General features: G+C 73.7%; 19 protein-coding genes, 2 pseudogenes and 1 riboswitch. Of the genes and pseudogenes, 10 read left to right on the top strand and 11 right to left on the bottom strand.

Features of this window, described 5'->3' with window-relative positions; translation table 11 throughout:
- Positions 1 to 43: 43 nt before the first annotated feature.
- Positions 44 to 424, bottom strand: coding sequence for a helix-turn-helix domain-containing protein (locus TU30_RS04750; RefSeq protein ID WP_042164972.1), 381 nt, complete (start codon positions 422 to 424; stop codon positions 44 to 46).
- 173 nt (positions 425 to 597) lie between these two features.
- On the opposite strand from TU30_RS04750, the gene TU30_RS04745 reads away from it, so the two are divergent.
- The 3 genes and pseudogenes from TU30_RS04745 to TU30_RS04735 all read left to right on the top strand — a co-directional run bounded on the left by TU30_RS04745 (position 598) and on the right by TU30_RS04735 (position 3,255).
- On the top strand, positions 598 to 1,452 hold the full coding sequence (locus TU30_RS04745) for an SDR family oxidoreductase (RefSeq protein WP_042164969.1): 855 nt from the start codon (positions 598 to 600) through the stop codon (positions 1,450 to 1,452).
- Positions 1,453 to 1,621: 169 nt separating this feature from the next.
- On the top strand, positions 1,622 to 2,710 hold the full coding sequence (gene rarD, locus TU30_RS04740; RefSeq protein WP_042164967.1) for an EamA family transporter RarD: 1,089 nt from the start codon (positions 1,622 to 1,624) through the stop codon (positions 2,708 to 2,710).
- 102 nt (positions 2,711 to 2,812) lie between these two features.
- Positions 2,813 to 3,255 (top strand): annotated as a pseudogene (locus tag TU30_RS04735) (VOC family protein).
- Positions 3,256 to 3,286: 31 nt separating this feature from the next.
- On the opposite strand, the gene TU30_RS04730 reads toward TU30_RS04735, so the two are convergent.
- Positions 3,287 to 4,744 carry a hypothetical protein gene (locus TU30_RS04730; RefSeq protein ID WP_042164963.1) on the bottom strand — a complete coding sequence of 486 codons (1,458 nt, stop codon included), beginning with the start codon at positions 4,742 to 4,744 and terminating at the stop codon, positions 3,287 to 3,289.
- 241 nt (positions 4,745 to 4,985) lie between these two features.
- Between TU30_RS04730 and TU30_RS04725 the strand changes: the two genes are divergently transcribed.
- Positions 4,986 to 5,384, top strand: coding sequence for a hypothetical protein (locus TU30_RS04725; protein WP_360617708.1), 399 nt, complete (start codon positions 4,986 to 4,988; stop codon positions 5,382 to 5,384).
- A 59-nt stretch (positions 5,385 to 5,443) separates the two neighbouring features.
- Positions 5,444 to 6,724: an amidase gene (locus TU30_RS04720; protein WP_042164959.1), complete on the top strand. Its 1,281-nt coding sequence runs from the start codon at positions 5,444 to 5,446 to the stop codon at positions 6,722 to 6,724.
- Between the two features lie 269 nt (positions 6,725 to 6,993).
- Here TU30_RS04720 and TU30_RS36900 read toward each other — a convergent pair.
- The 3 genes and pseudogenes from TU30_RS36900 to TU30_RS04710 all read right to left on the bottom strand — a co-directional run.
- Positions 6,994 to 7,281, bottom strand: a pseudogene (locus TU30_RS36900) (ABC transporter ATP-binding protein); the annotation flags it as partial.
- A 141-nt stretch (positions 7,282 to 7,422) separates the two neighbouring features.
- Complete coding sequence (locus TU30_RS04715) at positions 7,423 to 8,679, bottom strand: outer membrane lipoprotein carrier protein LolA (protein ID WP_042164956.1); 1,257 nt, start codon at positions 8,677 to 8,679, stop codon at positions 7,423 to 7,425.
- A 255-nt stretch (positions 8,680 to 8,934) separates the two neighbouring features.
- On the bottom strand, positions 8,935 to 9,945 hold the full coding sequence (locus TU30_RS04710; protein ID WP_042164952.1) for a polyprenyl synthetase family protein: 1,011 nt from the start codon (positions 9,943 to 9,945) through the stop codon (positions 8,935 to 8,937).
- 612 nt (positions 9,946 to 10,557) lie between these two features.
- Positions 10,558 to 10,720, top strand: a riboswitch (cyclic di-AMP (ydaO/yuaA leader).
- 5 nt (positions 10,721 to 10,725) lie between these two features.
- Here TU30_RS04710 and TU30_RS04705 point away from each other — a divergent pair.
- A complete protein-coding gene (locus TU30_RS04705) occupies positions 10,726 to 11,214 on the top strand; it encodes a transglycosylase SLT domain-containing protein (protein WP_042164950.1) in 489 nt (162 codons plus the stop codon).
- 83 nt (positions 11,215 to 11,297) lie between these two features.
- Here TU30_RS04705 and TU30_RS04700 read toward each other — a convergent pair whose 3' ends face one another.
- Positions 11,298 to 12,167 (bottom strand): HAD family hydrolase, encoded by an 870-nt coding sequence (locus TU30_RS04700; RefSeq protein ID WP_042164947.1) that lies wholly within the window; start codon positions 12,165 to 12,167, stop codon positions 11,298 to 11,300.
- A 195-nt stretch (positions 12,168 to 12,362) separates the two neighbouring features.
- On the opposite strand from TU30_RS04700, the gene TU30_RS04695 reads away from it, so the two are divergent.
- The 3 genes from TU30_RS04695 (at position 12,363) to TU30_RS04685 (ending at position 15,741) form a co-directional block, all read left to right on the top strand.
- Positions 12,363 to 13,433 (top strand): GNAT family N-acetyltransferase, encoded by a 1,071-nt coding sequence (locus TU30_RS04695; RefSeq protein ID WP_234307780.1) that lies wholly within the window; start codon positions 12,363 to 12,365, stop codon positions 13,431 to 13,433.
- A 113-nt stretch (positions 13,434 to 13,546) separates the two neighbouring features.
- On the top strand, positions 13,547 to 14,923 hold the full coding sequence (locus TU30_RS04690; RefSeq protein ID WP_052479746.1) for a glycosyltransferase family 2 protein: 1,377 nt from the start codon (positions 13,547 to 13,549) through the stop codon (positions 14,921 to 14,923).
- Complete coding sequence (locus tag TU30_RS04685) at positions 14,920 to 15,741, top strand: polysaccharide deacetylase family protein (protein ID WP_176726192.1); 822 nt, start codon at positions 14,920 to 14,922, stop codon at positions 15,739 to 15,741. Before TU30_RS04690 ends, TU30_RS04685 begins: the two co-directional genes overlap by 4 nt.
- Positions 15,742 to 15,793: 52 nt before the next feature.
- On the opposite strand, the gene TU30_RS04680 is transcribed toward TU30_RS04685, so the two are convergent.
- The 5 genes from TU30_RS04680 to TU30_RS33665 all read right to left on the bottom strand — a co-directional run bounded on the left by TU30_RS04680 (position 15,794) and on the right by TU30_RS33665 (position 23,460).
- Positions 15,794 to 16,816, bottom strand: coding sequence for a glycoside hydrolase family 26 protein (locus TU30_RS04680; protein ID WP_234307779.1), 1,023 nt, complete (start codon positions 16,814 to 16,816; stop codon positions 15,794 to 15,796).
- 161 nt (positions 16,817 to 16,977) lie between these two features.
- Positions 16,978 to 17,379 carry a hypothetical protein gene (locus TU30_RS04675; RefSeq protein ID WP_370626554.1) on the bottom strand — a complete coding sequence of 134 codons (402 nt, stop codon included), beginning with the start codon at positions 17,377 to 17,379 and terminating at the stop codon, positions 16,978 to 16,980.
- Between the two features lie 23 nt (positions 17,380 to 17,402).
- Positions 17,403 to 19,379, bottom strand: a complete 1,977-nt coding sequence (locus tag TU30_RS04670; RefSeq protein ID WP_234307778.1) for a glycosyltransferase — start codon at positions 19,377 to 19,379, stop codon at positions 17,403 to 17,405.
- 219 nt (positions 19,380 to 19,598) lie between these two features.
- On the bottom strand, positions 19,599 to 22,229 hold the full coding sequence (locus tag TU30_RS04665; RefSeq protein ID WP_078878114.1) for a lipopolysaccharide biosynthesis protein: 2,631 nt from the start codon (positions 22,227 to 22,229) through the stop codon (positions 19,599 to 19,601).
- Complete coding sequence (locus TU30_RS33665; RefSeq protein WP_256082502.1) at positions 22,222 to 23,460, bottom strand: DegT/DnrJ/EryC1/StrS family aminotransferase; 1,239 nt, start codon at positions 23,458 to 23,460, stop codon at positions 22,222 to 22,224. The genes TU30_RS04665 and TU30_RS33665 overlap by 8 nt, the downstream gene beginning before the upstream one ends.
- Before the next feature lie 365 nt (positions 23,461 to 23,825).
- On the opposite strand from TU30_RS33665, the gene fahA reads away from it, so the two are divergent.
- Positions 23,826 to 25,040: a fumarylacetoacetase gene (gene fahA, locus TU30_RS04660; RefSeq protein WP_042164936.1), complete on the top strand. Its 1,215-nt coding sequence runs from the start codon at positions 23,826 to 23,828 to the stop codon at positions 25,038 to 25,040.
- Positions 25,041 to 25,183 lie beyond the last annotated feature (143 nt).

The raw sequence follows: 25,183 nt of genomic DNA, 5'->3' as shown, positions 1-25,183 counted from the left end.
GCTGCCCGCCGAAAGCCGGAGCCCCGCACGAGGCCCGGACGCTTCAGAGCGTCCGGGCCTCGTCGCGCGTCCGCCGGGCCTCGTCGTACGCCTGGCGGGCTTCGTCGTACGTCTGACGGGCGGCCAGCACGTCGTCCATGCGCCGCTCGGTCCACAGGGCCAGCGCGCGCACCTGTTCGGCGGCCTCGCGCCCGAGGTCGGTGAGGGAGTAGTCGACGCGCGGCGGGATCACCGGTGTGGCGTCACGATGGACGAGGCCGTCGCGCTCCAGCGTCTGGAGGGTCTGGGTGAGCATCTTCTCGCTGACCCTGCCGATCGTCCGGCGCAGCTCGCCGAAGCGGTAGGACCGCTCCTGGAGCCGGATCAGCACGAGCACCCCCCAGCGGCTCGTCACGTGCTCCATGACCAGGCGCTGCGGGCACATCGCCTCCTGCGCGCTCCTCAGCGGTCCGGGAAAAGGCGCCGGTGCAGGCACCGGGGACACGGTCACACCCTCACTTACCGTCATACCAGTACCTTACTTCAAAGTGGGCACTTACGAAAAGTTAGCGATGGCTCTGGCGTTGAGGGCACCACACCCCACAAGGAGTTCTGATCATGAGCATCGTCGTCACCGGAGCCACCGGACACCTCGGCCGCCACGTCGTGGAACAGTTGCTGGAGAGGGTTCCGGCCGAGCAGGTCACCGCCGTCGTCCGCAGCCCGGAGAAGGCCGCCGATCTGGCGGAGCGCAGCGTACGGCTCGCGGTCGCCGACTACAGCACCCCCGAGACGTTCGACGGTGTGTTCGCGTCGGGCGACAAGGTGCTGCTGATCTCGGGCAACGAGTTCGACAAGGGCCGGGTGCAGCAGCACCGGGTGGTCATCGAGGCCGCCAGGGCGGCCGGTGTCGCCCTGCTCGCCTACACCAGCGCCCCCGGCACGCTGACCGCCGCGCTCGCCGACGACCACCGCGGCACCGAGAAGGCCCTGCTGGACTCCGGCGTGCCGTACGTCCTGCTGCGCAACGGCTGGTACCACGAGGTCTACACCGAGAACCTCGCCCCGGTGCTGGAGCACGACGCGGTCGTCGCCGCCGCCGGTGAGGGCCGTGTCTCCTCCGCCGCGCGCGCCGACTACGCCGCGGCCGCGGTCGCCGTACTGACCGGCGAGGGCCACGAGAACAAGACCTACGAGCTGGGCGGCGACGAGGCGTGGAGCCTCGCCGAGTACGCGGCCGAGCTGAGCCGGCAGACCGGCAGGGAGATCGCCTACAAGCCGGTCACGGTCGAGGAGCTCACCGGCATCCTGGGCGGTGCCGGACTGCCCGAGCCGATGGCCGCCGTCTTCGCGGGCGTGGACGCCTCCATCGCGAAGGGTGAACTGGTCGTCACCAGTGGCGACCTGGCCCGCCTGGCCGGCCGCCCGACCACGCCGCTCGCGGACGCCGTCGCCGCCGCGTTGGAGGGCTGACCTCCGCGCGGTCCCGCGGCCCGGACGCACCCCCCTGCCTGTCATGACCGTATTCCGATACGGGCATGACAGGCAGGGGGGTGCGGCGTTACCGTCGTCCGGGCGGGCGTCGGCCGCCCGGACGGCAGGCGTCGAACGCCCCGGACGCAGCAGGTGAGAAGGAGGACCCGTGACCGAGAAGTCGGCCAACGAGCGGCGCAAGGGACTGCTGAACGGCTTCGCGGCATACGGCATGTGGGGACTCGTCCCCCTCTTCTGGCCGCTCCTCAAACCCGCGGGGGCCGTGGAGATCCTGGCCCACCGGATGGTCTGGTCGCTGTTCTTCGTGGGCGCCGCCCTGCTCGTCGTACGCCGCTGGGCCTGGCTCGGGGAGCTGCTGCGGCAGCCCCGCCGGCTGGCCCTGATCACGGTCGCCGCGACGGTCATCACCGTGAACTGGGGCGTCTACATCTGGTCGGTGAACTCCGGGCACGTCGTCGAGGCCTCCCTCGGCTACTTCATCAACCCGCTGGTCACCATCGCCATCGGCGTCCTGCTGCTGAAGGAACGGCTGCGGCCCGTGCAGTGGACAGCGGTCGGGGTCGGCTTCGCCGCGGTGCTCGTCCTCACCATCGGTTACGGCCGCCCGCCGTGGATCTCGCTCTGCCTCGCCTTCTCCTTCGCCGTCTACGGGCTGGTGAAGAAGAAGGTCAACCTCGGCGGCGTCGAGTCGCTGGCCGCCGAGACGGCCGTCCAGTTCCTGCCCGCGCTCGGCTATCTGCTGTGGCTGGGAAGCCAGGGCGACTCCACGTTCGGCACCGAGGGCACGGGGCACGCGGCGCTGCTCGCCGCCACCGGGATCGTCACCGCGCTCCCCCTGGTCTGCTTCGGCGCCGCCGCGATCCGTGTGCCGCTGTCCACGATGGGGCTGCTCCAGTATCTGGCCCCGGTGTTCCAGTTCCTGCTCGGCATCCTCTACTTCAAGGAGGCCATGCCGCCCGAGCGCTGGGCCGGGTTCGCCCTGGTGTGGCTGGCGCTCATGCTCCTGACCTGGGACGCGCTGCGCACCGCCCGCCGCTCCGCCCGCGCGCTCACCAGGGAGCGGGCGAGGGTGGCGGCCGCAGCGGCGGCCGCCACGACCGGTGCAGTCGGTGCAGTCGGTGCAGCCACGACGGTCGTCGCCATGGCGACGGCGACGAGTCCTGTGGAGCCGGCGGGGGATGCGGCTGGCGCGGTGGAGTCAGTGAACACGGTGGATGCGCCGACAGTCGGACCGTAGGGCTGCTCGGGGCGCTTGAATGGCTCCATGACGCAGCCACCGGCATCAACCGCCCCCGACGGCCCCACCGATTCCGCCGGCCCCGTCGCCTCCGTGACTCCCGTGCGCCGGAAGCTCGTCATCGACGCGGCCGCCCCGCACGCACAGGCCGACTTCTGGGCCGCCGCCCTCGGGTACACGGTCGAGGACCACAGCGCCCTCGTCGAGAGGCCGCTCGGTCTGGGCGCCGTACCGGCCGAGCTGACCACCGAGCAGCACGGCCGCGCCGCCTGGCGTGACCTGGCCGCGGTGCGGCACCCCGACGACCCGTACCAGGAGGAGAGCGGCACCGGGCTGGGACGGCGACTGCTGTTCCAGCGGGTGCCGGAGCCGAGGACGGCCAAGAACCGGCTCCACCCCGACCTGCACCCCGGTGAGGGCGCCGCGAGGCGGAGGCGGCACGGCTGTAACGGCTTGGGGCGCGGGTGCTGCGGCGCGTGGAGGAACCGTCCGGTTCCTGGACGGTGATGACGGACCCGGAAGGCAACGAGTACTGCGTGCACTGAGGCCTTCACGGCCCGAGGGAGCCCCGCTCGTTCACCCGTGCCGGGCGCGGTCGGTCAGGCGGGCCATGCGGGCGTGGGCGGACTCCAGTTCCTCGATCTCGTCGGCGGCCGGACCGCCCTCGGTGGCGAGTTCGGTCCACCGCTCGATCAGGTCGCGCCCCAGTTCCAGCCCACGCAGCGGGTCGCGCACCGCGCGCCAGGCGGTGGCCGCGCTGCGGACGTTGCCGTAGGCGGCCTCCGCGTCGCCCGCCCGGCGGTGGATACCGGCGAGGTCGAGGGAGAGCCGGAAGGCGCGCAGCGGCTCGTCGCCGAGGTAGGCGATGTAGGCGGTCAGCTCGCGCAGCCGGAGCACCTCGGGGTGCTCCGGCCCCAGCGTCTGCGAGGCCTCGGTCAGCGTCTCCCCGGCCAGTCGGGCCGCGGTGTCGATCCGGCCCGCCCGGACCGCGTCGTTGATCAGGCCCATGGGCTCGGCCAGACGGGTCTCGCCCGGTACGGCCGGTGGCTCGTCCCCGAGGATCGCCTCCGCCACGGCGTCGAAGCCGCGGGGCGGGGTCGGTTGGGGGTCGGGATCGCTGCCGCTGCCGCTGCGAGTTTCGGTGCCGTACGCGGTTTCCGGAAGTGGTGCGGGCGTCCGGGGGCGGCCGGCTTGCGGCGCCGGGCCGGTCGGCGAAGGCAGCGGGCCCGGTATCCGGTCGACCGGAGGGAGCGGGTGTGCCGGGGGCCTCGGGGTTGCCGGCCGGGGCCCGGGGAGGCTGTCCGCCTCGGGGGCGTGGTGCGGGCGCGCGTCCATGGGCGGGGGCGGGCCGAACTCGCCGGTCGGCGGCGCGACCGTTCCCGGGGGTGTCGCTCCCGCCGCCGCCCCGGGCACCGGTCGCAGCCGGAAGGTGGGGGCGGGGTCCCGTACGGGGTCGGGTGCCGGCTCCCGGTCCGGGGCCGGTGCCCGTGGCGGGTCCGGTACGGGGCGCAGGACGTGGGCCGGCCGGTCGTGCCCGGGGCGCGGGGGCAGGACGGCGACCGGGCCCGGGGCCGGGACGGTGGAGAAGGGGACGGCGGTGTGCGGCGTCGCCGCTGATTCCTGCTGGGCCGTGTCCCGGCCCGCCGCATGGACCGGCGCCGGCTCCGGCTCGGACCCCGACGCGGGCGCCGGCCCCGGCTCCGGTTTCATCGGCGCCGGTTCCCCCGTGAAGTGGCTGGCACCGTCCGGGCCGACCTGGAGGGGGACGACGTAGCCGATGCGCTCGTCGTGGATGGTGGCCAGGACGGCACGCCCCGAGGCGAGGGCGATGCGGTGGAGCCGGTTCAGCACGGCCTGCTGAACCTCCTCACCGGGTCCGGCGACCACCAGCACCCCGTCGACGGACGCGCTCCGCGCACCCGCGCCGCCTCCCGCGGCAACGGGTATACGGACGTCGATCGGCACTGCCGCAAGGTGCGCCGCGTGTGCGGCCTGCTGCTGTTCCCGCTTCTTCTCACGGCTGAGTCGCGCCATCGTTCCCTCGTTCGGGTCGTGAACCTACCGACGAGTCTGTCCGCCGCCCCCCTGTTTCTCACGTCACCGCGTTGTCACAGGCTCGTCCCAACGGCCGGCATGAGGGCCGGGGTGGCGAGGCGGCGGAACGGGCATGCGTACCGGCATGCGGCAGGGACCGGAGATCTGGATCCGAGGAGCGGTGGGTGTGCCGGAACCGGGCCCGCCGGAACCCGCCCGCGCCCGGGCGACAACCCGGCGCTTGCCCTGGGCCGGCCTCCACGGCGGCGCCGGGGTCTCCACGCCCGCCGCGGTGCACGGTGGTCACGACAGTGGCCGCGCCCGGACCGGACCGGCCGGTCCGCAGGCGCTGCTGCTCGTCGCCCGGACCCACGCGTCCGGTCTGGAGACCGTCGTCCCGGCCGTGGAGACGTTCCGGCGCCGAAAGGTCCCGTACGGGCTCGATCTCGATGCCGTCGCCCTGGTGGCGGACGCGCCGGGTCGCCTGCCGCGCTCCCTCGCCCAGCGGCTCCGGCACCTCGAGTCGGTGATCGGCGTCCCCCGCGTGCCGTGGGTGCCCGAGTGGCGCCCGGGCGACCTGGGCGGCCCCCTGCCGCGTGGTGCCGAGCCACTGGCCCGTCCGACGGGATCGACGCGCTGAACGGCGGCCGGGACGCCACTCGGGCTTCGGCTTCGGCTTCGGCTTCGGCTTCGGCTTCGGTGGCGGAGATCGCCTCCGCGGTGCGCGCGGGAACGGTGCGGGCCGTCGATGTGGTCGCGGAGGCGCTGGAGCGGATCGAACGGGCCGACCCGGTGGTGTGCGCGTTCACCGAGGTGTGGGCCGAGGAGGCACTGCGGCGGGCGGGTGAGGTGGACGCCCTGATCGAGGCGGGCCCCACATCTGCCACATCTGCCACATCCGTCACGTCCGACGCGTCCCCCGCTTCCGCCGCGTCCGTCCGGCCCCGGCGTGGCCGAGGGTCCCGGAGCTCGCGCGGGCTGCCGCTGGCCGGGGTGCCCGTCGCCGTCAAGAAGGGGCGGCACGGGCTGCGGGCGGCGGGGCCGCTGCTCGCGGCCGGTGGTGTCGCGGTGGGTGCCACCGCGACACCCGGGCCCGGCACCTCCTGGCAGACCTGGGGTCTCGGGGCGCGCGGACGGACCGTCAATCCGTGGCGGGCCGACCGCACGCCGGGCGGTTCCTCCGCCGGTGCCGCGGTCGCGGTGGCGGCGGGCCTGGTGCCGCTGGCGACGGGCAGCGACGGCGCGGGGTCGGTACGCATCCCGGCGGCATGGTGCGGAGTCGTCGGCCTCAAGGCCACCAACGGCCTGCTCCCCTCACCCGACCGCACGGGTCTCGCGGCGCCCGGAGTCCTCGCCCGTACGGCGGCCGACGCGGCGGCCTGGTGGCAGGCGGTGTCACCGGCACCCACCGGCGTCGAGGCGCAGCCGCCTCTCCCGCGCACCGCCGTCTGGTCCCCCGACCTCGGCTTCGCCGGTCCCGGCCCGGAGCCCCTCGCGCTGGCACGGGCGGCGGTCGACCGGCTCGTCGACGCCGGAGTCGTACGGCTCGTACGGCCGTCGGCACCGCCGCTGCTCCTGGACCCTGCCCCGGCCTGGCTCGCCCTGCGCAGCCCCGGCACGACCTCCTCCGGCCTCGCCGGTGCCCACCGCGTCCGGGCGGAGAACGACCGGCGCCTGGCCGGCCTCTTCGCCGGCGCCGAGTTGCTGCTGACGCCCACGGTGCCCACCGCGCCGCACGGCCACGAAGGACCGGGGGACGTCTACTCCACCGCGCTCACCTGGGCGTTCAACCTGAGCGGGCACCCCGCGCTGAGCCTGCCCGCCGGGTTCGGCGCCGACGGCTGCCCGGCCGGACTCCAACTGGTGGCACCGCACGGGCGGGAGGCACTACTGCTCGCCGTGGCAGGGGCCGTGGAGAAGCCGTGCGGCGAAGGAGCTGAGAAGCCGAGCGACCGAGGAACCGTGCGGCGAAGGAGCTGAGAAGCCGAGCAATGAAGGAGCCGAGCAGCCGGGCGACCGAGGGGCGCCATCCGAATCCCCTCGGACATTGGCCTGCTCACGCATACGGCGCGCATACCTGCAATTGGCGCACGCCGACCATCTGGAGGGTGACCCTGACACGCCGTTTCCTCTTCGTCCCGGGGAGCGCCCGGCATGACGGCAACTCCGCATTGCCGGCCCGCCGAACAGCTGCCCGGCGGGTACGGGGTTTCGGCCGCGCCGTTCCCTCCGGCCCCCGGACGGTCTCGGCCCGCGACGTCGAGACCCTCCCCGGTCAGCGCCACGAACGCGTCCTCCAGTGAGGCCCGTTCGACCCCGAAGCCGCGGACCCGGACGCCGGCCGTCACCAGCGCGGCGTTCACCCCGGCGAGGTCGTGCTCGGGCACCTCACCGGTCGCCCGGTCGTCGGTGACCACGACTTCGCCGACGCCCTGTTCCTTCAGCGCCCGCGCCGCGTCCGCCGGGTCCGGTGCGGTCACCACCAGCCGGCCGCGGCTGCCCGCGGCCAGATCGGCGACGGGCCCCGGGGTGAGCAGTTCGAGGCCGTCGACGGCGAGCTGCCCGCCGCGGTAGCGCCCGGGGAGGGCACGGGGGACGATGACGCCGCCACCCGTGCCCCGCGTGGCGGACGCCCCGCCCCTCGTGCTCCCTCATTGCCTGTCGTGCCGCTGCCCGGGTTACTTCGCCTCGTCGGCCGCCTTCACCAGGGCGTCCTTGGTGACGGCGCCCACGTAGACCGTGCCGTCCTCGGTGAACAGGGCGTTGACCAGGCGGGTGCTGAACACGGTGCCCGTGCCGAACTCGCCCTTCACCTGGTCGCCGAGCGAGCCGAGGAAGCCGTCGAGGTCACCTCCTCCGGAGCCGGTCGGCAGACCGCCCTCGGCGCCGGTGCCGAAGGTGGCGACGGAGTTCCAGCCCTCGCCGAGCACCTTCAGTCCGTCGAGGCCCTTGGCCAGGTCCTCCTCGGACTTCGGGGCGCCCTCCGGCCTCCGGTGCTCCCCGCCCTTCTCGCCGCTGCCCTTTTCACCGCCGTCCAGCTCGCCCTCCTCGGTCACCTTGGCGCCCTTGGGCGGGGTGAAGTCGAAGGTCGAGGCGGCCGGCCGGTCGAAGCCGACCTTGGTGAAGCCGATGTCCACGACGGCGGCACCGCCGCTCGCCGGGGTCAGCGTGAACTTCAGCGGCGTACCGGTTCTGTGGTCCACCGCGATACTGATGGCGCCGACCGTGGAGCCGGCCTGCCGGGGCTTGACGACCAGCTTGTACGCGTCCCGGCCGGCCACCTGCGCGGTGCCGTCGACGGTGACGGACGTGGTGGCGTCGACCGACTTCAGCGCCTCTTCGGCGAAGTCCTTCGGCGTGGCCGGGGGCTGGTGCTCCCGGTCCTCGTCCCCGGCGGACTCGTCGGTGGTGCCGTGGAAGACCTCGTTGGACTCGCTGTCGTAGCCCCAGACGTCCTCGCCGTTGTGGATCAGGCTGTACTCGGACGCGTTCCCGAGCAGCGACACCTTCTGCCGGTCGGCGCCGTCGGCCGCGATGCGCAGGGTGTGCGTGCCGGACGCCAGCTCAGTGAGCCTGGCCGTCGGGTCGGCGGAGGAACCGCCGTCCCCGCCCCGGCCCATGGCGCCGGGGGTCAGGCTGCTCTCCAGGCCGCCGAGGTCCGGCAGCCCGAGGTCGGTGGTGATCTTCACGGTGCCGGACAGCTGCTCGACGTCCGACTGGGCCATTTTCTCGATGAGCTGCGCGGCGGTGATCTTCGGCAGGTCCGGGTCGCCGGAGTCGGCGAGCGCGGGGACGAGCCCGATGGTCGCGGCCGCCACTCCCATCACCGTGACCGGGACGACGTACCGCGCGGCCCTGCGCCGGCCCGCGCCCCGCTCGTCGGCCTCGCCGGCCTGACGAGCGGTCGTCGTGTCGTCGGATTCGTACGGTGCCATGTGTGCCCTACCTCCGTGGTCGGCGGCGGCCTGCGTCTCGTGTCGCTCGCACCAGTCACACCCTGAGCCGCCGTCCTCACCCGAATCGGTGAGGAGTGGTGATGTCCGTCGTGTTCCATCTGACCAAACCCGGCGGGCAGACGCGTCAGCCCCCGGACTCAACTCCGCGTACTGCTGCGGTATGACACGGGGCGTCGTTTCGGCCCTCGACCAGTAGGGGTCGGGGGCCGGGGCGACGGACGGGGTGGCGGCGGGTCAGCCGGCCCGGTGCACCACGGCGTCGCACAGCTCGACCAGGGCCGTCTTCGACTCGCACTCCGGCAGCGGGGCCAGCGCCGAGCGCGCCTCCTCCGCGTAGCGCACGGTGTCCTGCCGGGCCTGCTCCAGCGCGGGGTGGGCGCGCAGCAGCCGCAGCGCCTCGGCGTGCCGGGCGTCGTCGCCGAGGTCGGAGTCGAGCAGCTCGCACAGGGCGATGTCCTCGGCCAGCCCCAGCCGGGCCGCCCGCTCGCGCAGCCGCAGCACGGGCAGCGTCGGGATGCCCTCACGCAGGTCGGTGCCCGGGGTCTTTCCGGACTCGTGGGAGTCGGAGGCGATGTCCAGTACGTCGTCGGCGAGTTGGAAGGCGACACCGAGGCGCTCGCCGTACTGGGTCAGCACGTCCACGACCTCGCCGTCCGCGCCGGACATCATGGCGCCGAACCGGCAGGCGACGGCGACCAGCGAGCCGGTCTTGCCGCCGAGGACGTCCAGGTAGTGGTCGACCGGGTCCCGGCCCTCCTGCGGCCCCGCGGTCTCCAGGATCTGGCCGGTGACCAGCCGCTCGAACGCCTCGGCCTGCACCCGTACGGCCTCCGGACCGAGGTCGGCCAGGATGTGCGACGCGCGTGCGAAGAGGAAGTCGCCGGTGAGGACCGCGACGGAGTTGCCCCAGCGGGTGTTGGCGCTGGGCACCCCGCGCCGCACGGTGGCGTCGTCCATCACGTCGTCGTGGTACAGCGTGGCCAGGTGGGTCAGCTCCACGACCACGGCGGACGGGACGACACCGGGCGCGTAGGGGTCGCCGAACTGGGCGGCGAGCGTCACGAGCAGCGGCCGGAACCGCTTGCCGCCGGCCCGCACCAGGTGCTGGGCGGCCTCGGTGATGAAGGGGACCTCACTCTTCGTCGCCTCGAGCAGCCCTTCCTCGACAGCCGTCATCCCGGCCTGGACATCGGCCTCCAGAGCCTGGTCCCGCACGCTCAGCCCGAACGGCCCGACGACGGTCACGAGGGGTCTCCTGTCTGCTGGTGTCCACTGGCGCTCAGACGTCTTGCCCAGTTTGTCGATAGGTCGCTGACATCACTCGAGTCAGCGTATCCGGTCATGTTTCGATCACCGCCAGCACCCGCGTTCCCCGGCCCCACCCGCGCACGCGTGGACGGCGCCCTCCGGGGCCGGATCACCACCGGACCCTTTCCGTCCAGTAGGCAATACGGGATATTCGCCGCCTTTCGGGCGCAGCACCCCACCCTCAGGATGCAGCCCGGCACGCGGCCGGGCACCCGGTCCCGCACACGGGCCGCCCCACCCACTCCGGAGTCCGATTTGCCGCAATAAGCCATCGGATTCCCCTTGGTGACACATGTGCCCGCACGGTGCGGCCAGTGAAGTGAGTCACGCACACCCCGCCACGCCCACACCTCGCCCCCACCGGCACTTCCCCTTGCCCGAAAGCGAGTTGGCCCCCCGTGTCCGCAAAGGATCAAGTATCCCAAAACCCCCGGAACAAGATCAAGCGGAGCGATCCATGACGGTCGCACTTGTTTCCGACAAGTGCACTCGCATACGTTCCCGGCTTGTCGGGCGGACGCCGAATCCTGCCGCCGCCCGCGCCACCCATCGACGAACTCACTCACGCACGGCAGGAGCGGGGGACCCAGGTAGGCCGCCGGACCGGTTCGCACCCGGAACGGCTCGGGGTGAAGCCATGCCCGCAGGGGCACGGCCGGGCACTCTCCCGCCCGAACCCGACAGCTCACCTCGCAGGCGTAGGAGAGGAACACAGACATGACCGCATCCGGTCCGCCCCGCCGCTTCGGCCGCTCCCGCCTCGTCCGCTCCTTCGCCGTCGCCGGTGTCGCGGCGGTCGCCCTCCCGCTGTTCGGCGCCTCCGCCGCCTCCGCCGCGCCCACCGCCGCGACATCCGCCCCTGCCGCCGGCACCGTGACCGCGTACCCGGACAACCTCGACGGCTGGATCCGCGAGTCGCTGTCCGTCATGGCGCAGCACGGCATCCCCGGCAGCTACGACTCCATCCACCGCAACATCCTGCGCGAGTCGTCCGGCAACCCGCAGGCCATCAACCTGTGGGACTCCAACGCCATGGCCGGCACCCCGTCGAAGGGCCTGCTCCAGGTCATCGACCCGACCTTCCAGGCGTACCACGTGCCCGGCACGGCCTTCGACCCGTTCGACCCGGTCGCGAACATCGCGGCGGCCTGCAACTACGCGGCGGACCGCTACGGCTCCATCGACAACGTCTTCGGCGCCTACTGAGACACCTGGGACGTCCGATGCGTCCGGGCCCGTCGCCACACCGGAACGCCGGCCGCACCGGCCGCACCGGCGGACGCCGAGTCCTACCGGGACACCCTCCCGGACCTGGGGCGGGGCAGCACGTGCGGGGGCACGCGCGGCTCCGCTCCGCCGAACAACCGCTCGAGGACGACGGCCACGCCGTCGTCCTCGTTCGACGTGGTGACCTCGTCGGCCACCGCCTTGAGCTCGGGGTGCGCGTTGGCCATGGCGACTCCGTGGACCGCCCAGTCGAACATCGGGATGTCGTTGGGCATGTCGCCGAAGGCGACGGTCCGCCCGGGATCCAGCCCCAGGTGCTCGGCGGCCAGCGCGAGCCCCGTCGCCTTGGTGACACCGCACGGCTGGAGTTCCACGGTGCCCGGCCCCGACATCGTGACCGTGGCCAGCGAGCCGACCGCCGCACGGGCCGCCGCCGCCAACGCGTCGTCGGTCAGTTCGGGGTGGCGCAGCAGCACCTTGCTGATCGGCCGGGCCCACAGATCGTCCCGCCGTTCGACCCGCACGGCCGGCAGCGTCGGGTGCGGCATCAGATAGCCCGACTCGATCAGGGTGAGCCCGTCCGCCCCGTTCTGGTCGACCGCGGCGTACAGCTCCCCCACCTCGGCCTCGATCTTGCCGAGCGCGGTCTCCGCCAGTTCCCGGTCCAGGGTGACCGACCACAGCAGCCGGTCCGTGCCGGCGTCGTACACCTGCGCGCCCTGTGCGCACACCGCGAGCCCCGTGGACCCCAGGTCGTCCAGGAGCGGCCGCACCCGGGGCGCCGGGCGCCCCGTCACCACGAGGTGCCGGACACCGGCCCGCGCCACCAGCGCCAGCGCGGCGAGGGAGCGGTCGGAGAGGGTGTCGTCGCCACGCAGCAGCGTCCCGTCCAGGTCGGTGGCGATGAGCGAGCAATCGGTGGGTGCGGCCATGATCAGAGAATACGGACACCGCGCGCCCCCGGCTCACCACGCCCCGGGCACCCGTCCCGCGCACCGTCCGCGGCCTGTGCACCACTTGGCGGCAACCCGCTCCGCCACCTACCGTCCTCCTGGTCCCGGGCGGTACCTTCCAGGTGTCCAGGGGGGACTTGATCGGGGGGTCAGGTGAACAGCGGACGCACACGTGTGCTGAGGCTCGACGAACTCGGCGAGGGGGAGCGGGAGCGATGGCGTGAGCTGCGCGCCGTCTCGAAGGCACCGCGCAGCCCGTTCATGGAACCGGAGTTCGCCGCCGCCGTGTCCGGGGTGCGGCCGCGGGCCCGGGTCGCGGTGCTGTACGAGGGGGCGTCCGCCGAGCCGGCCGGCTTCCTGCCGTACGAGCGGGGCGCGTGGGGGCAGGGCCGGGCGATCGGGCTCGGGGTCTCGGACTGCCAGGGCGCCGTCCTTCGGCCGGGTCTCGTGCCGGAGACCGGTGAACTGCTGCGTGCCTGCTCGCTGTCGAGCTTCGCCTTCGACAACCTGGAGGCGGGCCAGGCCCTGTTCGTCCCGCAGGCGGCCCGGGAGCACGCCACCTTCGTCATCGACGTGGAGAAGGGCTACGAGACCTACGAGTCCGTGCTGCGCACCCAGTCGCCGAAGTTCCTGAAGACCACCCTGGCCAAGGAGCGCAGGCTCGGCCGCCAGGCCGGCCCCGTGCGGTTCGTGTTCGACGAACGCGACCCGGCCGCGCTGCGCGCCCTCATCGGGTGGAAGTCGGCGCAGTACCGCAGGACCGGGCGTCGCGACCGGTTCGCGCAGGAGTGGATCGCCCGGCTCGTGGGCCGCCTGGCCGGAACCCGGGCTGCGGAGTGCGCGGGCACGCTGTCCGTCCTGTACGCCGGGGACCGTCCCGTCGCCGCCCACTTCGGCCTGCGCTCGGCCTCCGTGCTGGCCTGCTGGTTCCCGGCGTACGACCCGGAGTTCGCGAAGTTCTCGCCGGGGCTCGTGCTGCATCTGCGGATGGCCGAGGCGGCGGCCGGCGAGGGCATCGGCCTGCTCGACATGGGACGTGGCCCGGCCGAGTACAAGGACGCGCTGAAAACGGGCGAACGCGCCGTCCACGAAGGTGAGGCGACGCGTCCCGGCCTGGGCGCCACGCTCCAGTTGCTGCGCCGCGAGCCCGCGCGCCGCGTGCACGGCTTCGTCGTCGCCCGCCCCCGTCTCGCCTCACTGGCGTCGCGCACCTTGAAGGGGGCGGCGCGGCTGCGCCGGCCCTGAGTCCGTCAGGCAGTCGGTTCGTCGGGGGTGTTCCGGTCGTGAGCACGGGAACCGCTCGGGACGGCCACGGACACGGCCGCTTGTGACCACCGTTCGTGAAGAGGGGAGGACTCATGTCCCGCACGGCACGTACGCAGGGGGAGATACGGCGGTTCCTGGACATCGGCGCGGTCCAGGTCGCCGAACTGGACCTGACCGGTGCGGAGGGGGAAGCTGCCCTGAGACCCGGTCCGGGCAGCCCGCCGGTGACGCACGGCGAGGTGTTCCTGCTGGTCAGGAGGGACGGCCTACCGGTGGGCACGCTGCTGGGAAGGGTCCCTGAGGGGGCCGATCCGACGACGGTCCTGGCGGCGCTCGCACGGCAGGCACACGGGCAAGAGCGGGGCCAGGGGCAAGGGCAAGGGCAGAGGCATGACACGGCAAGGGTGGCCGTGGGGGCCGCCGGGCCGCCCCCGCCGCCGTTCGCCTCGGTCGTCGTGGCCACCCGGGAGCGGGCCGGACAGCTCACCCGCGCCCTCGACTCGCTCCTCGCGCAGGACCATCCGCACTTCGAGACCGTCGTCGTCGACAACGCGCCCGTGTCGGACGAGACGCGCGACCTGGTGCAGCGGAAGTACGGGGAGCGTGTGCGGTACGTGCGCGAGCCGGTCCCCGGACTCGCGACCGCGCACAACACCGGGCTCGCCCACGCCCTGGGCGAGGTGATCGCGTTCACCGACGACGACGTCGTCGCCGACGCCCGCTGGCTCACCGAGCTGACCGCGCCCTTCGCCGCCGACCCGGGACTCGGCTGCGCCACCGGCCTGATCCTGCCCGCCCGGCTGCGCACCCCGGCCCAGGTCCTGCTGGAGAGCCACGGCGGTTTCGCGAAGGGGTTCACGCCGACGACGTACGACCCGCAGGACCCGCCCCGCGACGAACCGCTGTTCCCCTTCACCGCGGGCCGGTTCGGCTCCGGGGCGAACATGGCGTTCCGTACGGAGGTGCTGCGCGCGGTCGGTGGTTTCGACCCGGCCACCGGCGCCGGAACGCCCGCCCGGGGCGGCGACGACCTGTACGGGTTCGTCCGGGTCCTCGCCCAGGGGCACAGGCTGCGCTACACGCCCCGGGCGCTGGTGTGGCACCACCACCGGAAGACGTGGGCCGATCTGGAGACCCAGGCGTTCGGCTACGGCGCCGGCCTCACCGCCTGTCTCACGGCGGTCCTGGTCAACCGGCCCGCGCTGCTGCCGGCGTTCCTGGCCCGGCTGCCCCGCGGTCTGTCCCACGCCCGCGACCTCACCGCCGTACGGGACGCCGGGGACGCCGGTGCCGGCTCGGCTGCTCCGGGCGATCACGGCACCCGCACGCATCCCTGGCCGCGCCGCCTCTCACGGCTGCAGCGCAAGGGGATGCTGTACGGCCCGGTCGGCTATCTGCGGTCCCGGCGGGCTGCAGGCGGCACGACGGGGAAGGCCTCCGGCGGCCGGGCGGCCGGAGGCGCGCGATGACGGCGTCGCCCTCGCAGGCCCCGGAGCCTGTGGCCGTCCCGGTGTTCCTCTACCACGCCGTGATGGACGATCCACCCGGCTGGATCGCCGAGTTCACCGTCACGCCAAGGGAGTTCGCGGCGCATCTCGACGCCCTCGAGGACAGCGGCCGCACCCCCGTCACCATCAGCGCCCTCGCCGGCCATCTCACCGGGCGGGCACCCCTGCCGCCCCGGCCGGTGCTCCTGACCTTCGACGACGGCTTCGCGGACCTGCCCGGTCCCACCGCCGGCCTCCTGGCCCGGCGCTCCCTGCCGGCCACGGCGTACCTCACCACCGGTGCCATCACCCCGGGCGGCCGCAGCCTGCTGCCGCCGGCGCCGATGATGACCCTGGACCGGGTGGCGGAGCTGGAGGCTTCCGGAATGGAGATCGGCAGCCATACGGTCAGCCACGCCCAGCTGGACACGCTGACCGGGAAGCAGCTGCGCGCCGAACTGGTCGACTCCAAGGCCGTGCTGGAGGACGCCCTCGGCCATCCGGTCCCCCATCTCGCCTACCCGCACGGCTACAACAGCCCCCGGGTGAGGGCCGTGGCGTCCCGCGCCGGGTACGAGACGGCGACCGCGGTGCGGCACGCGCTCAGCTCGGACCGGGACGAGCGCTACCGCATCGCCCGGCTCATCGTCCGCCGCAGCCACACCGTCGCCGACGTCAGGGCCTGGCTGGCGGGCGGCGGTGCCCGCGTCGCCCCCTACCGCGACGGCCCGAAGACGATCGCCTGGCGCTGGTACCGGCGCGCCCGGGCGACACTCCGCGGACCGGAGTTCGCGGGCTGAGTCACGGGACGCACCGGGCGGACGGCCGGACGCGGCCTCCTCCCGTGTCCACTCACTCGGTCGGCTGGTTCAGATGCGGGTCGGCCGCCACCTTCCGCAGGGCCTCCCACGCCGCCTCGTTGGCCACGGCCAGGTCGCAGTGGGGCCCGGGGTCACGGTGGTTCCACTGGAGCGCGGCCTTGACGCCCTCCAGGCCCTTCAGCACGGGCGGCACCTGCGCGTACCACTCCGCCTGCCGTTTCGGCCGGGCCGAGTCGGCTGCGCTGCCGAACTCGGAGAGCATCATCGGCTTGTCGGCGGAGATGTTCTCGCGTATCCACTCGTGCGTGGCCGTCTGGGTCTGCTCGAAGGTCAGCCAACCGGTTTCGTGGCAGCGGTAGTAGTTGTACTGGTTGTAGCCGATCCAGTCGACGTACTCGTCCCCCGGATACATCCCCGTGAACAGGTCGCCGTGGTTCAGGTAGCCGGTGATGATCCAGGTCCACACCACGTTGTCCACGCCGAGTTCCCGGAACCGGTCGTGGATGTGCCGGTACGCCCGCACGTACTGGGCCGGTGTGCCGTTGGCCGGGGTACGCGTGTCCATCTCGAGGTCGAAGGAGAGGAAGACCTTCTTCCCCGTGCGCTGCCCGTAGTCCTTGATGCGCTGCGCCTGGACGTCGATCACGGTCGCGTCCAGGTCACCGGCGGCTATCTCCTCCCACCTCGGCTGCTGCTCCTTCGTGCCGCCCCACCACTTGCTCTCCCAGGAGAGCAGCAACATGTGCTCCTCGCCCACCCTTTGCTCCTCCGGGCTCAGCAACTGACCCTCCCTGCGAGTGCCTTCGGGCAGGGACATGTCGTGGTACGTGTAGACGATGTCGAGCTTGCGGCCCACCTGTTCCTCGTAGGCCTCCACCTTCTCCTCCAGGTTGGCCCGTTCGTGCGGCACGAAGGCCCCGAACCAGGCGCCGCACGGCGGTTCGAGCAGTTCCGTGGGCCGGCACTCCCCGTCCGCCCGGGCGGGCTCCGAGGTGTTCCGCAGGGCGAGGACGGCGACCAGCACCGCGGAGACGACCGCGGCCGAGGTGATCACTGCCCGACGGCGGTCCGCGGCCGGCCGCCCGGCCTTCCGCCTGCGATGCCGTCCGGTTCCCGCGGGGTATTCGGGGCCGGCGGGAGGGTCTGCGGTCGGGCCGGCTCCTGGTCGAACACCGCGCAGGGCGGCGGTGATACGGCGAAGCGGACGAGCGAACCTCACAGGACGGAACCCTTCCGTGTCCTCGACGGCGGGGAAGCACGCAGCCGCGGGCAGAACGCGGCGAGCGTGGTCGGCAGCGTCAGGGCCAGCAGCACCCGCTGGGCGCTGAAGGTGTGTGTGGCGATCAGCACCGTCGCGACGATCATCACCGCGGCGATGCTGACGAAGACGGCCAGCATCAGCCGTTCCAGCAGGTCGGAGTGGCGGACGAAGTCGGGGTCGCGCCGCTCGACGGGCTCCCGTGGGGACCGTGCGCGCAGCGCGGGACCGCAGAGGCCGACCAGTGCCGTGCCCGGCCCCGCCGCCAGGAAGACCACGACAGCCGCGCCCCGCAGCGGCGAGCCACCGGGCAGGGCGAGCGCGGCCAGCGCCAGCCAGCCGGCAAACGGCGGAAGCATCCGGATCACGAGAGCCTGCGGTGTCACCGCTCCACTCCCCCTTCCGCCTCGGTCCCCTCGGTCGCCTCTGCCCCTTCCGTTCTCCGCGGCCCCTGCGTTCCTCCCGCTTCCTGCGCCTGCCGCAGTGCGTAGACCGACCCCGCGCTGTTCTCCGCCACCAGCCGGAACCGCGGGGACGCGGCGACGGAGTCCAGGACGCTGCTCAACTGGGCGCCGGTGAGCTGACCGTTCATCTCGGAGTTGGCCAACTGGCCCTGGGTGAAGAGGAAGTAGGCCCGGCTCGGGCGGTCCACCCCTGCCATGTCGGTGGCGAGGGTGCCGGCCGGGTCCCGCACGATCTCGTCGACGTGACTCCGGTCGTCCTCGAGGAACCAGTAGTGGTCGATGCTTCCGTACGAGGCGTAGGCGAGCGGGTAGTTGCGGTTGGCGGCAACGACCAGCGAACCCTCGGGCGCCTCGTCGAAGAGCTGCCCCACCAGGGCCACCTCCTGCGGCGGGAAGTAGTTGACCCGGTCCTTGCCGGAGTAGCTCGGGACGAACGCCAGGGTCCCGGCGAGCAGCACGGGCAGCGGGCCCCGGACCCGGATGCCGAAGCCGGTACGGAACCGGGACCGGGACCGGTCACCGGTGCTGCCGCGGGCGGGAACCCGGTCCGCGTCGCGGAGCCGGGCGTCACCGCGGGCCCTCGCCGCCGCCTCCGTCGCCGCCTCCGTCGCCGCGAGGGTGCGCACCTTGGGCAGCAGGGCGGCGGCGGCGAAGAAGGCGACGCCGGGCAGTATGAACATCAGGACCCGGAAGATCATCTCGCTGCCGTAACTGCTCGCGACGAACATCGGCAGCGGTGCCGCCGTGATCACCAGCAGCGGCATCGCGCGGTACCGCAGTACGGGCTGGAGCCAGACCCCGGCCGCCGCCAGCAGCAGGACGCAGCCCGAGAGCAGCCGGGCCGCCCACGAGGTCGCGATCGCCCCGGCACCGGTCGGGGTGGCGCCGTAGCCCGTCTCGACGTTGCCGCCGACGTCGCCCACGGCACGGAGCATGTCCGGCAGCGCGGCGGACAGGAAGGGCAGCGCGGCCGTCAGGCACCAGGCCAGGAAGATGACGACCGTCGTGACCACCGGCACCCAGTCCCGGTGGCGGCGGAGCAGCACCAGCGCGAGCAGCGACACCACCAGCATGGCGGGGGTGAGCTGGTGCGAGATGACGATCGCCGTCACCAGCACGGTGAGCACGACGGTCCAGATCGCCTGCCCCCGCCGCCCGCTGTCCCCGGCCCCGCCCCCGCCCCCGCCCCCGCCGGAACGGCCGTACCGGCGCAGCACCACGGCCAGCACGCCGAGGTGCAGCGCGAAGGCCACGGACTGCGGGGAGAAGTAGTCCTGGCCCACCCAGTTGGCGACGGAGAAGAGCCAGACCGCGGTCCAGATCAGCCGTCGGTCCTCGGTGAAGGTGCGGTAGACCAGCAGCAGCGGGAACAACAGAAGCAGGCTGGACGCCAGCGGCCACCACGCCATGTACATCGCCGCCGAGTCCACGCCCAGCAGCCGCACCAGCGCCGCCTGCGCGGCGAAGAAGCCCGGCCACTGGTCGTAGACCGCCATGTCACCGATCCGGTCGGCGGTCTGGAGCCCGCCGGCGGTCAGCAGGTGGTCGACGACACCGTCGTGCTTCCACGCCCAGGCGTACAGCGGGGTCGGGTAGAGCACGGCCTGCGTGGCCCGCTCCATCACCAGCAGCCCGAGCACGTACGCCGCCGGCCAGCCGCCTGGCCGGCCGCGGTCGCGGACCGTGTACCAGAAGCCGGCGGTGAGGACGACGAGGCCGGCCCAGAAGCCCGGGTGGAGCGCGGTGACCAGACCGTAGTCGTCGAGCCGCGACACGTCGGTGTGCCGTACCGCGTACAGCCACAGGGCGAGCGCCGCGAGCAGCGGCAGGGCGGGCCGGAGCGCGCGGGCGCGGTGCACGGGCCAGAGGGGCGGCAGGTCGGAAAGGTCCGTCACGGGCTCATGGGCAAGGGCCGACGCCGACGACTCCGAGGAGGGGCGGGTCCGCGCCTCGGTCCGCGAAGGCGGCTCCGCAGAGGTGTCCGCAGGCGTGACGGGCGCCGATGTGCTCTCTGGCGCGGGCTCGGACGCGGATCTCTCGCGTGGAGTGGCTGGCGGACGCACGGTGGTTCCCCCCTGACGGTTCGGCTCCGAAAGCTCGGTTCGATCACTGGTTCAGCCGTTCGGCCGTCTGCGGCCGGGCGGCCACGACGCCGTTACGGCACGGTGGAGCGGCGGAAGTCGGAGAAGGAGCAACAGCAGAAGCAGCGCGGCGAGCAGCGGCGGCGACACGGGCGCGAGCGCGTCCCGCCCCACCCAGCCGGCCACGGCGACGAGATACACCGCCCCCCAGCGCCCCGGCCAGGACAGCCGGTCGCCACCCACCCGCTCGAGCAGCAGCCACAGCGCGACGAGGCACAGCACCTGGCACACCTGCGGCGTCCAGCGCAGCAGCGGTTCCGGACCGCCGGTTCCCGTCGCGTCCGCGAGGAGTTCGGCTGTCCGGACATACACCGCGCCGCCCACCGGCGAGGGTTCCCAGCCGAGCGCGACGGGTGCGGCGTACAGGGCGAGCAGGGCCGACCCCAGCGCGGTGCCGGGGAGCCAGGCGTCGGGCACCGTGCACAGCGTCACCGCGGCGACGAAGACCAGGAGCAGCACTCCGCCCGCCGCGAGCGCCACGAGCGGCAGCCCTTCCAGCAGCTGCCGTCCCGTCGGTTCGCCCCGTTGGTCCGGCGACGGTCCGCCGAGCCGGTGCAGCGGGCGCGTCGACGCCCAGAAGGCGACGGTGGCGAGGCCGAACAGCCCCCAGAGAACATCCCGCAGCCGCCGCTCGGACCGGTCGGTTCCGTCACCGCCGGCGGCCTCGTGGCGTCCGTCGCACGGGGGTGGGGTCTCGTCCCGGACCGGTGCGTGTGTGCTCCGTGGAGTGGGCTCCGCGTGATCGCCGGCCGCCTGGCCACCCGCCGCCCGGCACTCGCGCGCCTCGGCGCCCGGGGGCTTCCCCGGCTCGGCGCCCGGACCCGCGCCGACGTCCGCGACCGGCTCCGGGCCCCTGCCCGAGTTCCCGTCCGGGGCCGGTCCGGGGTCCGGGGCCGGCTGCGGGTCCCCGTCCGTGGGGCGGGGCCGGACGATGAACGCCATCGTGTCCGCCTGGAGGGCCTCCCGTTCGTAACCGGGGGTGCCGATGAACAGCGTGACGGTGTCCGCGTCGTCCTGCTCGCGGCCCTTGTCCTCGTACGCGGCCCGGCGCGCCCGGCCCGTGCCGTACCCGGCGGTGGCGTTCAGCTTCGCCCAGCGCGTGCCGTAGACGGGGCCGGGGGAGGCGCCCCCCGCCCGGCCCGGCCCGCTCGTCGTCCCGTCCTTGCCGCCGGCCCCGCCCGGCCGGTCGGCGGGCCCACGGCGCCCGCCGGGCCCACTGTGTCCACCGCGCGTGTCGCGCAGCGCCGAGCGCAGGCCGACCACCGAGACGGCGGCGACCACCGTCATGCCGGTCAGCACCGCCCACCCGGCGCCCGCGATGCCCGCCGGGGTGAACAGCACGGCCGCGCTGCCCAGGACCAGCACGCACATGGCTCCCTGGAGCACGGCGAGCGCACCGGTCCGCCCCTGCACCCGCAGCACCCCGATGTACAGCTCCACGACCACCCGCGGCAGCGCCCCGAGCGCCAGCAGCCGCAGCACCGTCGAACCGTGCTCGGCGTAGTCCGCGCTGAACGGCGTGAGGATCAGCGGTGCGAAGACCACCAGCACCAGCACGAACGGCACCAGGAGCAGCGTCATCCGGCGCAGCGCCCCCCGCACCCCGTCCGCGAGCCGGCGAGGGTCGTGCGAGGCGTGGGCGGTGAGCGACGCGGCCATGTTGACGGCCATGAACTCCATGGTTCCGCCGACGGTGTACGCCACGTAGAAGTAGCCGTTCTCGGCGGCGCTGAAGCGGACCGCGACCATCACCGGCAGCAGGTTGATCATCGCCAGGCTGAACAGCGCGCCGAGCGAGTCACCGGCGAGGAAGCGGCCCATGGTGCGGATCCCGGGAGGGTCCCGGTCGCGGTCGGCGGCGGCCTGACGCGGGATGAGCCGGCGGAAGATCAGCCAGCCGAGCGGCAGCGTGGAGAACGCGATCGCGACGGCCCAGGAGACGAAGATGCCCAGCACCGGCAGCGCACTCGCGAAGACGGCCAGCAGGACCAGCTTGCCGGTGGAGAAGACGGCGTTGCCGGCGGGCACCCACTCGGTCTTGCGCAGGCCCGTGAGCACCCCGTCCTGCAGGGTGAGCAGCGCCCAGGCCACGCACGCCGCGACGAACAGCGCGCCCGCCAGGGGGGTGCCCAGGGGTTCGTACGACGCGCCCCACAGGTCGAGCGTGAGCAGGAAGACACCCGCGGCCAGCGCGACGACCAGCGAACTCGCCCCGTACACGCCCCACACCAGGCGTCCGGTCTCGCGCCCGGCGCGCGGCACGAAGCGGACCACGGCGCCGATCATCGTGGTCGCGGTGATGCTCGCGAGCAGCCGCATCGCGGCGATGGCGGCGGAGCCCTGACCGACCGCGTCCTCGGAGTAGTAGCGCGCGGCCACGAGCCAGAAGCCCAGCCCGAGGACGGCGGACACACCGGTGCTGAGCATCAGGAAGTAGGCGTTCCTGAACAGCGAGTCGGAGCCGTCGGAGCCAGGTTTGCCGCCGGAGCCGGGTCTGCCGCCGGAGCCGGGTCTGCCCTCGGAGCCGGGTCTGCCGCCGGCGGGGCCGGTTCCACCGCCGCAGGTGCGCACCGCGGCGGGCTCGTGCACCTGGATCTCAGTCACGGGGCGGCCCCAGCCCTCTCGCCGTGGTCGCCTCCGGTGGCTCCGGTGCGTCCCGCGCGTCCGGCTTCTTCGGCGGCTCGGCCGGCCGGGCCCCGGACCGCTCCAGGACCTCTGTCGCCTCACGCGCCCGCAGCGGGTCCACGGGCAGCGCGTGCCGTGCGAACCAGCGGGCGTTGCCGGGGTCGGGCGACGGGTCCGTGAAGGCCGCTCCCGCGTAGTCGTCCAGGGGCGGGTCGTAGAGGTAGCCGACGACGATGCCGTGCCGGGCCAGGGCCGCCGTCGCCGCGTCCCGGTCCGCGACCAGCAACGGCACCCGGAACAGCGGTTGCACCGCGCCGTCCGCCGGCGGCCGGGCCCACGGCGTCGACAGCAGCAGCTCCGTGCCCGCCCGCGAGGCCCGTAAGACGTCGTCCAGCCGCCCGAGACTGCGGTGGACGCGGCGCAGGCGTACGGGGCCGGGCTCCAGCCGGTAGTCGTGCATGTCGACCCGCACCCAGGGGTCGTGCGCGGCCAGGTCCGGCGCGGAGCGCGCGGCACCGGCCAGCGCCTCCGGACGCAGCGGCATCCGGATTCCCTCGCGCTCCGTCAGCCCCAGCAGGCCCATCGTGGCCCAGACGGCCCGGCGCAGCCCCAGCCGCCGCACGGCGGCCTCGGCGTAGGGCCGTACCGCGTAGGTGAGTTCGGACGTCATGCGCCGCGGGGCGAGCAGTTCGGCGCAGGCCTCGCGCACGGTCGCGCTCCGGTCCGGGTCGGCCAGCGCGAGGATGCCTCCCGTCCGGGCGCCGGCATGCTTGGAAAGGCTGAGGACGGCGGCGTCGCCCCAGGCCCCGACCGGCCGTCCGCCGACCGCGCTGCCGATGGCGTGCGCACCGTCCTCGAACAACGGGATGCCCAACGCGTCGCAGCGGGCCCGCAGTCCGGGTGCCGGATCCGGATTGCCGTACAGGTTCGTGGTCAGTACGGCGGACAGCGAGCCCCAGGTCCCCTCCGGCACGGCGTCGATGTCGATGGACGCGTCGAACGGGTTGAGCGGCGCCTGCACCGGGCGCAGGCCCGCCGCGAGCACCACGAAGAAGATGACGTCGTCGTTGACCGGCGACATCAGCACCCTGCCACCCGGCGGGCACCAGTGGCGCAAGGCCACGAACAGCCCGAACCTGCACGACGGCACGTACACACATTCCCGGCCGAGCCGACCGCGCACGACATCTTCCAGCCTCTTCGGCTGCATGCCGGAGCGCGCCGGTCCCGGACCGGCCTCCCCAATGGCCATCCGTCCCCCTGGTGTGCCATCGGAAGGCCCCCTCCCCGAGGTCTTCCGGCACCCGCCCAGAGTCGCCCCGTTCGCACCGCTCCGTCAAGATTGCGTCGCGTCCCGTGGACGGCTTCCGGTACGCAAGGGGAGGCGGCGCACACGTCCTGCCGTCCCGGACACGTCACACGCCCCACGCCCCGGCCCCGTCCTCCGTCCCGACCCTCCGTCTCCGCCTCCGCCTCTGCCTCTGCCTCTGCCCAAGAGCACCGTGGCCCCCGTAACGTGTGGCCTGGCCACGGACACGTGGAGCACCTGCGCACACGAAAGCGAGGCAGCACCCGATGCCCCCCTTCGATGTCCCCGAGGGCGATCCCTTCGGCCCGCACAATCTGCCGTACGGCGTGTTCTCACCCTCCGGCTCGTCGGAGCGGAGGGTGGGTGTCCGGCTCGGCGACCACGTCCTCGACGCCGGCGCGGCCGCACACGCCCTGGGTTCCCCGTACGCCTCCCTGCTCGCCCGCCCGACCCTCAACCCGCTGCTGGCGGCGGGCCGTACGGCCTGGTCGGACGTCCGGCGCGCCCTCACCGCCTGGGTGACCGTCCCGGCGCACCGGGAGAGCGTCGAGCCGCTCCTGCACCCGCTGTCGTCGGTGACCCTGCACCTCCCCTTCGAGGTCGCGGACTACGTCGACTTCTACGCCTCCGAGAACCACGCCCGGAACGTCGGCCGGATCTTCCGCCCGGACGCCCCCGACTCCCTCACCCCGAACTGGAAGCACCTGCCGATCGGCTACCACGGCCGGGCCGGCACGGTGCTGGTGTCCGGCACCGACGTCGTACGCCCCTCGGGGCAGCGCAAGGCGCCCACCGATCCGGCCCCGGTCTTCGGCCCGTCGGCGCGGCTGGACATCGAGGCCGAGGTCGGCTTCGTGGTCGGAGCGCCGTCCGGGCTGGGCCGGCCGGTACCGCTCGGCGACTTCCGCGATCACGTCTTCGGCCTCTGCCTCCTCAACGACTGGTCCGCGCGGGACGTCCAGGCCTGGGAGTACGTTCCCCTCGGCCCCTTCCTCGGAAAGTCCTTCGCCACCTCGGTGGCGGCCTGGATCACCCCTCTGGACGCCCTGGAGGAGGCCCGGGTGGCGCCACCGGAGCGCACCCACGCGCTGCTGCCGTACCTGGACGACACGGACGAGGAACCCGGCGGTTACGACCTGCGGATCTCCGTGGCCGTCAACGGGCACGTCGTCTCCGAACCTCCCTTCTCCACCATGTACTGGACGGCCGCCCAGCAGCTCGCCCACATGACCGTGAACGGCGCCTCCCTGCGCACCGGGGACCTCTACGGCTCCGGCACCGTGAGCGGGCCCGCCGAGGGACAGCGCGGGTCCCTGCTGGAACTGACCTGGAACGGCCGCGATGCCCTCGAACTCCCCGATGGCAAGCGGACGTTCCTCGAGGACGGCGACGTCGTGACCCTGTCGGCCTGGGCCCCGGGACCGGGCGGAGTCCGCGTCGGCCTCGGCGAGGTCACGGGACGGGTGACGCCCGCGGTCTGACACCCGCCGCGGTCCGGCCGGTCCGCCGCCACGGGCACCGCGACGGGCGCCCTCCGCGTCCGCCGGCCGACGCCGCACCCCTGCCTCACGCCGCCCTTCGCCGTCATACTGGTCGGCGTCGGGCGGTGTGCGCCTCCCGCACG

Origin of the sequence: Streptomyces sp. NBRC 110035 (assembly GCF_000829695.1) — a bacterium.
Classification (GTDB): Bacteria; Actinomycetota; Actinomycetes; order Streptomycetales; family Streptomycetaceae; genus Streptomyces.
The sequence above is the reverse complement of the archived record's forward strand: the minus strand, read 5'-3'. Positions and strand labels throughout refer to the sequence as shown.

Excerpts from the sequence above, each read along its gene's own strand:
- TU30_RS04730 (WP_042164963.1), bottom strand. The coding sequence starts at position 4,744 with ATGGCGCGACTCAGCCGTGAGAAGAAGCGGGAACAGCAGCAGGCCGCA.
- TU30_RS04700 (WP_042164947.1), bottom strand. The coding sequence starts at position 12,167 with ATGGCCGCACCCACCGATTGCTCGCTCATCGCCACCGACCTGGACGGG.
- TU30_RS04715 (WP_042164956.1), bottom strand. The coding sequence starts at position 8,679 with ATGGCACCGTACGAATCCGACGACACGACGACCGCTCGTCAGGCCGGC.
- TU30_RS04745 (WP_042164969.1), top strand. The coding sequence starts at position 598 with ATGAGCATCGTCGTCACCGGAGCCACCGGACACCTCGGCCGCCACGTC.
- TU30_RS33665 (WP_256082502.1), bottom strand. The coding sequence starts at position 23,460 with ATGCAGCCGAAGAGGCTGGAAGATGTCGTGCGCGGTCGGCTCGGCCGG.
- TU30_RS04675 (WP_370626554.1), bottom strand. The coding sequence starts at position 17,379 with ATGCTTCCGCCGTTTGCCGGCTGGCTGGCGCTGGCCGCGCTCGCCCTG.
- TU30_RS04705 (WP_042164950.1), top strand. The coding sequence starts at position 10,726 with ATGACCGCATCCGGTCCGCCCCGCCGCTTCGGCCGCTCCCGCCTCGTC.
- TU30_RS04690 (WP_052479746.1), top strand. The coding sequence starts at position 13,547 with ATGTCCCGCACGGCACGTACGCAGGGGGAGATACGGCGGTTCCTGGAC.
- fahA (WP_042164936.1), top strand. The coding sequence starts at position 23,826 with ATGCCCCCCTTCGATGTCCCCGAGGGCGATCCCTTCGGCCCGCACAAT.
- TU30_RS04685 (WP_176726192.1), top strand. The coding sequence starts at position 14,920 with ATGACGGCGTCGCCCTCGCAGGCCCCGGAGCCTGTGGCCGTCCCGGTG.
- TU30_RS04750 (WP_042164972.1), bottom strand. The coding sequence starts at position 424 with ATGTGCCCGCAGCGCCTGGTCATGGAGCACGTGACGAGCCGCTGGGGG.